Here is a 9,117-nt window from a genome sequence, read left to right on the forward strand (position 1 = left end):
TCTGCTGAATACTGCTTCACACGATCTCTCTTGCCCGTCCCCGGTTGGTATTTACTTCATCAGGTGACGCGACAACTATTCTGACACCGGGGGGTAGCGCTCCTCGAAACGAACGCCTTCCGGACTGTTGACCTGGATGTCATATTTCTGGATGGCCATCGTGTCGGCGCATTGCGTCTGCAGGACGCGATGGAGTGAAGCACGCAGGTTCGGGACGCCGCTGGCTGCCGGGTCGTCGGGATTTTCCGGGAAGACGTTGAAAATCTCCCGGCCGATGATCTGGTCGTATACCGTGCTGGTCGCCTGCAAATAGGCTTGATTGACCGACACGATACGCAAATCAGGGTCAAGTACCAGATAGGGAGACGGTGTTGCGTCGAACAAGACTCTGAAGTCGGGTGCCGGCATCGCTAAGTTGGTTGTATATGACTAATAACAGAAAAACGGAGGTGCGAACAAATCCAATGCCAGGCTGAACAGTCGCGGGCAAGGAACATCCGGTCCTTCGAGTACAACGGGCACAGCGTTTATCAAGACTGCTTCTATTTTTACATTCTCGCACGACATCAAATTCGCGGGCGGACGTCTCGCGTTGTGGCTGTTTGTTGATATCGCAGTCTCCGCTTTTAATGCCTTTTTACACCTATTTCTCGAGGCTCATCCCTGCATCATGTCAGGCTATTCTTGTCTCGCTGCTCCTGCTGCGTATCAGGAGCATGCTTAAAGAAGAACGACGCCGAATTGTTTCATTACGAGTGCAAACGCGCCAAAACAAGCCATCGTGATCAGTGCGCAGGCGCCCAAGGTCCACCAGAACCCCAAGCGCGGCAGCAGCCACGGAAACGCAAGGAACATCGGCAGAGTCGGCACCACGTACCAGAACGTGTACCAGGCGTGGTTCGCCAGCTTGGCCTCTGGCTGGTTTTCGACATGCAGCCACACCAAGGTGAGCAGTGTGATCATCGGTAGGGCCGCGACGAACCCACCGAAGCGATCACTGCGCTTTGCGGCCTCAGAAACCAGTACGACAACGGCTGCGGTGATCAGGTATTTCGTGATAAGCCATTTCATCGTCTATCCTCTGTTGTGCTGAGTCTTCCGGTGGCCACCGCAGCGGCCACCGGACCGGTATTACTTGACCGAGAAGCGGACGCTGACGGTCTTTTTGTCCGCAAACGTCACGGCCGCAACGGCTTTGCTGCCTGGTTCCAGCTTTGCAGTCCCTTTGGCGACCAGCGTATTGCCGCCACCGGACTCGAGTGGTACTTCGGTCTTTTCCGTACCTTTCAGCACGGTCAGGGTGCCGGTTGCGCCAGTGGTCGGCAGATCCTTGCCATGATCATCAACATAGATCGTGGCGCCGTCGTCTTTGGTCACCAGTTCGAATGCCAGGTCGCCTGCGCTCTGCACGATCCCACCGTGTTTGGGCTTGGCGCCATGCGCGAGTGCGCTACCCGAAAGGATGACGCCAGCTGCGAGGGCTGCTACCGCAAAATACTTCTTCATGTTCAGACTCCAATGAGGTGTGGCGGCTTGGGACGGGCGCCGCCACTTGGCCCGTATCTGTCAATAGCTATCCTTGCCTTCGTCAGCCAGCAGCCGCTCAAGTGGGTGGCGCCCGACCTTCCAGAAGATGAGCGGCGTGAGCAGCGAATCGAGCAGCGTGGAACTGATCAAGCCGCCGAAGATCACGACCGCGACCGGATGCAGGATCTCCTTGCCCGGCGCGTCCGCGGCCAGCAGCAGCGGCGTCAGTGCGAAAGCCGCGACGAGCGCCGTCATCAGGACCGGCGTCAGGCGTTCGATCGAACCGCGCACGATCATCGGCCAGCCGAAGGTCTCGCCCTCGAACTTGCAGAGGTTGATGTAATGGCTCACCTTGAGGATGCCGTTACGGGTTGCGATGCCGGCCAGCGTGATGAAACCGACCATCGACGCGACCGACAGCGACACGCCGGCAATCCACATGGCGACCACGCTGCCGACCAGGGCGAAGGGAATATTCCCCATGATGACGAGTGCCAGCGTCGACGAGCGATAGCGCGAATAGAGCACAAGGAAGATCAGCACGAGCGAGGCCAGCGACAGGCCCACGATCAGCTGCTGCGCCTGTTCCTGGGCCTGGAACTGGCCTTCGACACTGACGAAGTAGCCGCCCGGGAGCTGGCTGGCGGCAACCGTCTTGCGCACGTCGTCGATAATGCGGGACATGTTGGAGCCGTCCGTATTTGCGTAGACGACGATCCGGCGGCGCCCGTTCTCACGGCCGATCTGGTTCGGGCCGTCGCCTTCCTCGACGGTGGCGACACTCGAGAGCGGAATCTGTCCTGCAGGGCTGGTGAGCATCACCCGTGCCAGATCCTGCGGCGAACGGTCGACGTCGGCCAGGCGCACGACCAGGTCAAAACGACGCGGACCGTCGATGACCTGGGTGACGCGCGTACCTTCGGCCAGGGCCTGTAGCGCCTGCAGCACATCGCCCGCCGCCAGGCCGTACTGCGCCGCCTTGCGGTAATCGATCCGCACCTTGATCTGCGGGATCAGCACCTGCCGCTCGACCGACAGGTCGACCAGGCCCGGCACCGCGCGCAAGCGGCCCTGCAGGCCGTCGGCCAGGCCGCGCAGCGTGTCGATGTCGTCGCCATAGATCTTCAGGGCGATCTGGGCGCGCACGCCAGAGAGCAGGTGGTCGAGGCGGTGCGAGATCGGCTGCCCGATCGCGACAGAGGCGGGAATCACGGACAGCTGGTTGCGGATGCTTGCCATGATTTCTTCGCGCGAGCGCTCGGACGGTTTCAGGTCAACATCGATCTCTGCCGAGTGCACACCCTCCGCATGCTCATCCAGTTCGGCACGTCCGGTTCGGCGCCCGACCTTGGTCACTTCCGGCACTTGCGCGATCAGGGTCTCGGCAAGAGAGCCCATCCGGTTCGCTTCCGCCAATGAGGTACCCGGCGTAAAGGTCATTCCCATCACCAGCGAGCCCTCGTTGAAGGCTGGCAGGAACGCGCGCGGGAAGAACGGCACGGATGCCGCTGCCGCCAGCACCGCGATCAAGGCCACCGCCAGCATCATGCGGATGCGCGGAAACGACCAGTTCAACGCGGCGGTATCCCATGCTTTCATGCGGCGCACGATCGGGCTGTCGCCGCGGTGCAGGCGCTTCATCTTCGGCAGCAGGTAGTAGGCCAGTGCCGGGGTCACGGTCATGGACACCAGCATCGACGCCAGGATCGAGGCGATGTAGGCAATGCCCAGCGGCGCGAACAGCCGGCCCTCGATGCCGGGCAAGGCGAACAGCGGCACGAACACGAGCACGACGATCACCGTCGCGTAGACAATGCCCGAACGTACCTCGACCGAGGCATGCCAGATGGTTTCCAGCACCGACTGGCCGGTTTCGCCGCGCTGCTTGAGCCTGCGTACGATGTTCTCGACGTCCACCACGGCATCGTCGACCAGTTCGCCGATTGCAATGGCCAGGCCGCCCAGCGTCATCACGTTGATCGACTGGCCGAGCAGGTGGAAGGCAAGCGCCGTCACTGCCAGCGACAGCGGAATGGCGATCAGCGAGATCACGGTCGTGCGCACGCTCAGCAGGAAGGCGAACAGGACGATCGCGACCAGGATCGCGCCGTCGCGCAGGGCCTCGACCACGTTGCCGATGGAAGCGTCGATGAAATTAGCCTGCCGGAACAGGACTACCGGCTGCGAGATGCCAGCCGGGAGCCCCTGTTTCAGTTCTGCCAGGGCGGTCTCGATATCGCGCGTCAGGCGTACAGTGTCGCCGGCGGGCTGCTTTTGCACGCTGACGATCACCGCCGGCTTGCTGTTCAGGCCGGCGTCGCCGCGCTTGAAGGCAGGTGCGTAGCTCACGCTGGCAACCTGCTCGAGCAGCACAGGCGTGCCATTGCGGTAGGTAATCGCCAGGCCCTTGACGTCGTTCAGGCGGTTGGTGCGGCCCAGGTTGCGGATCAGGTATTCGCGGTTGTTCAGGTCGACGAATCCGCCACTGGTGTTGGACGCAAAGCCGCGCACCGCCGTCGTCACCTGTTCCAAGGAAACATTAAATTGCGCCATGCGCGCCGTATCCGGCTCGACGCGCAACTGGCGAACTTCGCCACCGATCGGAATGACCTGCGACACCCCCGGGATTGAGAGCAAACGCGGCCGCAGTACGAAGTCGGCATACTCGCGCGCCTTCATCGGGTCGGTTTTCGCGACATCGATCGGCAGTGCGATCAGCATGATCTCGCCCATGATCGAAGATACCGGTCCCATCACTGGCGAGATGTTCCCGGGCAGCTGTTCCTTGACCAGCGTGATCCGCTCGGACACGAGCTGCCGGTTGCGGTAGATGTCGGTTTCCCAGTCGAACTCGGCATACACGATGGACAGGCCAACGCCCGACACCGAGCGGACGCGCGTGACGCCGGGCATGCCGTTGAGTGAAGTCTCGATCGGAAAGGACACCAGCTGCTCGACCTCTTCCGGGGCCATGCCGCCGGCTTCGGTCAGCACGGTCACGACTGGCTTGTTCAGGTCGGGGAAGACATCCACCGGGGTACGCCATGCGGTCATGGCACCGTAGGCCATCAGCATCAGCGCCGCCGCCAGAACGAAGAGACGGTTGTGCAGGCTGAAGCGAACTATCGAATTAAACATGGATGGTCACCTGATCTGGTTGATCAGGGAGGTCCCGATGACCACCACCCTGTTATCGGGGCTGAGCCCCTTGGTAACGATGACTGTGCGCGAATCCAGCGGGGTTGTCTCCACGGGCAGGGCAATGAAACGCTGAGCGCCGGACTTGATCCAGACCACCGTCTCGTTGGCCGGGTTGCGGGCTAGGGCCGCGGCCGGGAGGGCAATGCCCTTGACCTTCGTGTCGAGCTTGGCCAGGACCGTCACCGGTTGGCCGACGGCCAGGTCGAGGGTCGCGCTGCGTGCACGGAAATTGATCGGCACGGCGCCGTCGCGCAAGGTGCGGGCGCCGCCCAGCAGCGTCAGCTCGACATCCGGCACGTTTACGAGGGTGGCAGCGCTGATCTTGCGGGCGATTCCCGCGTCGGCCGACAAGGCCTCGATGACCATGCGCTGCGGATCGACGATCTCGAACAGGACGTCGCGCGACTCGACAATCTGCCCGTTGAGTACCGATGCACTGGCAATGATGCCGCTCGCAGGGGCGACGATCGTCTCGACGCCATTAATCGAACCAGCGACCGCGCGTTCCTGGCCAATGGTCGCCGTCAGTTCGGCCTGGGCAGCTTCGATTTCCTTCGCTGGCACCACGCCTTCGAGCGACTTCAGGCGTTCTACCCGCTTTGCCAGCAGGGCTCGGTTGGCTCGCAGCTCCGCCAGCTGGGCTGCCTGATTGCCCCGCTCGATGGCGGCGCCTGTCGGTCGCAGGCGTGCCAGCACCTGCCCTTTGACGACGCGCTGGCCGGCAACAGGCAGACCGTTTGGCCCCGGCGCGATCTGGCCAGCGAAAGGCGCCTGCACCCGCCCCCCGGCGTTCGGATCGATGCTCGCACGGCCATTCAATTGCACGGTGCGGGCAAATTCTCCTTCCTTGACCATCAGCGTGCGCACGCCCATACGGCGCTGCGCCAGTTTTGGAACGTTGACGCTGCCATCGGGCAGGCGCGCCAGTCCGCCGACGGTGGCAGTTGCTTGGCCGTCCAGGTGCTCCCCGTTCGGTCCGTGCGCGCCGGGCGAGGCCAACAGGGAGCTTGCAAATAAGCCGGCGATCAGGCCAGCGATAAGGCGTTGTGTCATTTTCATATTAGATTTCCTTCGCGTGGCGCCGGCGTCGTACAACGAAAATTGCGGCAGCAGCCAAGACAAGCGCTGCGGCCGCGGCCAGCAGCCAGCGGCGGTTGAAACCGTGCTCGTGTCCGTGGTCATCAAGCGCTTCGGTAACCGTCAGCGTGCCTTCGAGCAGATCGCTTTCCTCGCCTGCGACCAGGGTGAATAGCAGCGCATGGGTGCCCGGCTTGGAGATTGCGGCAAGAAACTTCGGATCGTCGACTGCATAGTCACCGAGGTCGGCGTGGAATTTGGCTTTTGCCTTGAGGTCCTTGTACTGGACCTCAAGGACGCCGCCCAGTACCGGCTCGTTCGTTTCGTAGCGGTCGATCATGATCGACAGCTCGCCGCCAGAAAGATGGCCGAGCAGCTCGAAAGCTTCGGTGAAGGTCTCGATGCGGGGGACGATTGATGCGGTGCCAGTGGCAGCCGCCTGGCCATCGAGGTGTTCGCCATTGGGCCCGTGGGCGCCAGGGCTTGCGAATGCCGACGACATGACGAGCATGGCGGCAAACAACAGGTGCAGGTATTTCATGGAAGGATTCCTAAGGCTTGATTGAGTTGGGCATGGGCGAGCCCGAGCGCGACTTTTTGCTGGGCGACGGCGACATCGGCTTCGTGGGTGAGCGCCCGTGAACGGAGCAGGTCGGCAAGACCTTTTTCACCCTGGCGAAACGCCTTTTCGAACAGCGCAGTGTGTTCGTGCAGGGCGGTTGCGCGTGCGGTGGCGGTCTCCAGGGCAGCACGTGCATTCGCAAGCCGTTCTTTCGCGATCTCGATGTCGGCCTCAGCATTGGCCTGGACCTCGGCCGCCTCCGCAGCAGCCGTTGCGATCACGGTTTGCGCCTGGGCTTCAACGCTACGATTGCGTGCGGCAGTGCCGATCGGGATCTGCAGGGCTACGCCGATGCTGTTGACAGGCTTTTGCAGCAGCCTCTCGTCCTCGCGGCGAACCGACAAGGCAATGGTCGGCGGCGCTGAGCGGGAAGCCGCGGCCAGGCGTAGCGCCGCCTGTGCACGTTGTTCGGACGCCTGCGCGGCTGCCAGGCGTGGATTGGCAAGGGCCTTGCCTTCAGCGAGCGCTTCGGGTTCGAGCGGAGGCAAGTCGGACTGGCCGGTCAGGACGCGGTAGCGTGCGAGCGCTTCGAGGGTCGCAGTGCGGGCATCCGTGACGGCGATCCGGGCCGCCAGGACTTCCTGTTCGGCGAGCAGCCCGTCGCTGCGTGCCAGGTCGCCGGCCTTGACGCGTTGCTGCACCTCGTCACGGAGCCCCTCAAGATGTTCCAGGTGGTCCTGCTTCTCCTCGAGCCGGACTTGGGCGGCCGCCGCTTCCCACATGCGGTTGCGCACTACGCCGGCAACAGCGAGGCGGGTGGCGCCGATGTGAGCGGCGACTTCTTCAGTGCTGCGCGCGGCCAGCGCTTCGCGGGCGCTCTTCTGGCCCGGCAGGAAGAATGAGGACGAGACCGATATCTCGGATTCTCGCTGGTCGCGCTCGGACGAACCCTGGTCTGCGCGCTGGGACAAGCCGAAGGTCGGGTTGGAGGCGAGCCAGGAGCGTGCGTTGTCGCGCGCAGCATGCGCTTCGTCCTGGCGCGCTTCGATCGTGCGGGCGGCGGGTGCTCGCTGCCATGCACTCTCTACGGCTTGCTTCAATGTGGTGCCGATTACAGTCGGCGGAGGCGGTGCTGCGATGGCCTGACATGGCAGGACCAGGGCGGCACCAATAAGGTAAAGGGACAGGCGGCAGGTGCGCATGTGTTCTCCATCGGGTGATATTCAGAATCACCGAGGGCGAGCACGTCAGCGCAGCTTGCGTTGCGCCTGCATCTTTCGATTATGCGTGCAGCGTTCCCCCGGCAGTGTGGCCGAGGGAGAAAGCTGGGGGTCTGTGTGGTCCGTCGAGGAACGGTTCAGGAACTGCCTGGGCAACATATGGCCCCAGTTCGGACACTGGCTGTTCTGGAGGGAGTACCAGGCGCGGGAGACCGAAGCCTACCGGTTGTGAAGGCGAGGAATGTTCCTGCGCGTGATCGAGGGATTCATCCGAGTCGTCATAGTGAACGGAGCCGTCGTCCTCATGATGGTGGTGATGGATGCCCTCATCGTGCTCCAGCTCGTGGACGAGCGAGACCGCGTCCGCGACAGGCGGCAGGCTGCCTTGCATGGCGAAACCATACAGGGGCAAGCACAATAGCAGGAGGATGTGAACAATCCGACGCAAGGGAATCACCAGGTAAATTTCGCGAAATTATAACAGCCTGTCTGCCGCCATTGGTTCCTATCCAAAATGTTCGGGAAGTTAAGGAACTATTTTGTCGCTGTCGTATCAATAATTGTAATTGCAATTACTAAATGATAAGCTAGCAGGATGACAAGCCCCCCAGAATGGCAGTTACTCGTGCTGACCCTGCCGAGTAACAATGCGACCGCTCGTATCCGGATATGGCGCGCCCTCAAGGCGCTTGGTTGTGTGCCGCTACGAGACGGCGCTTATCTGTTGCCGCATACCGTCCAGCTGGAACATCAGTTGCGAACGTTAGCCGACGAGTGTCTTCGGGAAAGCGGTAGCGCGTGGCTTCTGGTCGTTCAGCCTCAATCGGAAGTCGACAGCGCCGCCTACCGTTCGCTCTTCGACCGCAGCGCCGACTACGCAGTCTTCCTGAGCGCTGTGGCCGATGCGAGCGCTGCGTTAGCTAATGCCACTCCCCAAGCCATCACACGGGTCAGGAGAAAGCTTCAGCGCGAGTATGAGACCTTGCGGACTACGGACTATTTTCCCGGTCAGGCAAGCAGCCAGGCCGAAATCGCCTGGACGGAATTTGTCAGCCTCAGCGAACGCAGCTTATCTACGGGAGAACCGGTTCCAGTCGAGGCAAGCATCGCAAAACGGGACATCACCAAGTATCGGCACCGCGTCTGGGCTACCCGCCGCCGGCTATGGGTCGATCGCGTTGCCTGTGCCTGGCTGATCCGTCGCTTCATTGACAAGGAGGCGTCGTTCGTATGGCTTGCGTCGCCGCAGGAGTGTCCTGCAAATGCGCTTGGCTTCGATTACGACGGAGCCGAGTTCACGCATGTCGGCAAACGTGTCTCTTTCGAAGTCCTGTTGGCGAGCTTCGGTCTGGATAGCGATACAGGCTTGTTGCGGCTGGGCGCCATGGTCCGATTTCTCGATGTGGGTGACGGCTTTGTGCCGGAGGCGAGCGGTTTATAGTGGACCCCGAATCTGAGACGGTGGTTTAAGCTGTCGTCCGCGAAAGGATGACAGCGAATGAGTGAAGGTAAAAAACGCAGGGTGCACAG

The 9,117-nt window shown here is 62.0% G+C and carries 9 protein-coding genes; 2 read left to right on the top strand and 7 right to left on the bottom strand.

The genetic code is table 11. The features are described from left to right. Positions 1-75: 75 nt before the first annotated feature. The 7 genes from ABIB42_RS25585 to ABIB42_RS25615 form a co-directional block, all read right to left on the bottom strand. Positions 76-408, bottom strand: coding sequence for a PAS domain-containing protein (locus ABIB42_RS25585; RefSeq protein ID WP_429249200.1), 333 nt, complete (start codon positions 406-408; stop codon positions 76-78). 312 nt (positions 409-720) lie between these two features. Continuing rightward, positions 721-1,071 carry a DUF3147 family protein gene (locus ABIB42_RS25590; RefSeq protein ID WP_273162007.1) on the bottom strand — a complete coding sequence of 117 codons (351 nt, stop codon included), beginning with the start codon at positions 1,069-1,071 and terminating at the stop codon, positions 721-723. Between the two features lie 60 nt (positions 1,072-1,131). Further along, positions 1,132-1,506: a hypothetical protein gene (locus tag ABIB42_RS25595; RefSeq protein ID WP_005668292.1), complete on the bottom strand. Its 375-nt coding sequence runs from the start codon at positions 1,504-1,506 to the stop codon at positions 1,132-1,134. Between the two features lie 60 nt (positions 1,507-1,566). Then, positions 1,567-4,665: an efflux RND transporter permease subunit gene (locus ABIB42_RS25600; protein WP_005668293.1), complete on the bottom strand. Its 3,099-nt coding sequence runs from the start codon at positions 4,663-4,665 to the stop codon at positions 1,567-1,569. A 6-nt stretch (positions 4,666-4,671) separates the two neighbouring features. Continuing rightward, a complete protein-coding gene (locus ABIB42_RS25605; protein ID WP_005668294.1) occupies positions 4,672-5,787 on the bottom strand; it encodes an efflux RND transporter periplasmic adaptor subunit in 1,116 nt (371 codons plus the stop codon). Position 5,788: 1 nt separating this feature from the next. Further along, positions 5,789-6,346, bottom strand: coding sequence for a hypothetical protein (locus ABIB42_RS25610; protein ID WP_005668296.1), 558 nt, complete (start codon positions 6,344-6,346; stop codon positions 5,789-5,791). After that, positions 6,343-7,569, bottom strand: a complete 1,227-nt coding sequence (locus tag ABIB42_RS25615; protein WP_005668297.1) for a TolC family protein — start codon at positions 7,567-7,569, stop codon at positions 6,343-6,345. Before ABIB42_RS25615 ends, ABIB42_RS25610 begins: the two co-directional genes overlap by 4 nt. A 259-nt stretch (positions 7,570-7,828) precedes the next feature. On the opposite strand from ABIB42_RS25615, the gene ABIB42_RS25620 reads away from it, so the two are divergent. Together ABIB42_RS25620 and ABIB42_RS25625 are read left to right on the top strand one after the other, a co-directional pair. Continuing rightward, the gene (locus tag ABIB42_RS25620; protein ID WP_005668299.1) at positions 7,829-8,008 is read left to right on the top strand and encodes a hypothetical protein; all 180 of its coding nucleotides are present in this window, start codon (positions 7,829-7,831) and stop codon (positions 8,006-8,008) included. A 204-nt stretch (positions 8,009-8,212) separates the two neighbouring features. Further along, positions 8,213-9,028, top strand: coding sequence for a chromate resistance protein ChrB domain-containing protein (locus ABIB42_RS25625; protein WP_429249201.1), 816 nt, complete (start codon positions 8,213-8,215; stop codon positions 9,026-9,028). Positions 9,029-9,117 lie beyond the last annotated feature (89 nt).

The organism is Massilia sp. UYP32 (assembly GCF_050434365.1).
Classification (GTDB): Bacteria; Pseudomonadota; Gammaproteobacteria; order Burkholderiales; family Burkholderiaceae_D; genus Telluria; species Telluria timonae.

Bases quoted from the DNA above. Each gene is read 5' to 3' on its own strand.
- ABIB42_RS25600 (WP_005668293.1), bottom strand. From the start codon at position 4,665: ATGTTTAATTCGATAGTTCGCTTCAGCCTGCACAACCGTCTCTTCGTT.
- ABIB42_RS25610 (WP_005668296.1), bottom strand. From the start codon at position 6,346: ATGAAATACCTGCACCTGTTGTTTGCCGCCATGCTCGTCATGTCGTCG.
- ABIB42_RS25585 (WP_429249200.1), bottom strand. From the start codon at position 408: ATGCCGGCACCCGACTTCAGAGTCTTGTTCGACGCAACACCGTCTCCC.
- ABIB42_RS25615 (WP_005668297.1), bottom strand. From the start codon at position 7,569: ATGCGCACCTGCCGCCTGTCCCTTTACCTTATTGGTGCCGCCCTGGTC.
- ABIB42_RS25605 (WP_005668294.1), bottom strand. From the start codon at position 5,787: ATGAAAATGACACAACGCCTTATCGCTGGCCTGATCGCCGGCTTATTT.
- ABIB42_RS25595 (WP_005668292.1), bottom strand. From the start codon at position 1,506: ATGAAGAAGTATTTTGCGGTAGCAGCCCTCGCAGCTGGCGTCATCCTT.
- ABIB42_RS25620 (WP_005668299.1), top strand. From the start codon at position 7,829: ATGTTCCTGCGCGTGATCGAGGGATTCATCCGAGTCGTCATAGTGAAC.
- ABIB42_RS25590 (WP_273162007.1), bottom strand. From the start codon at position 1,071: ATGAAATGGCTTATCACGAAATACCTGATCACCGCAGCCGTTGTCGTA.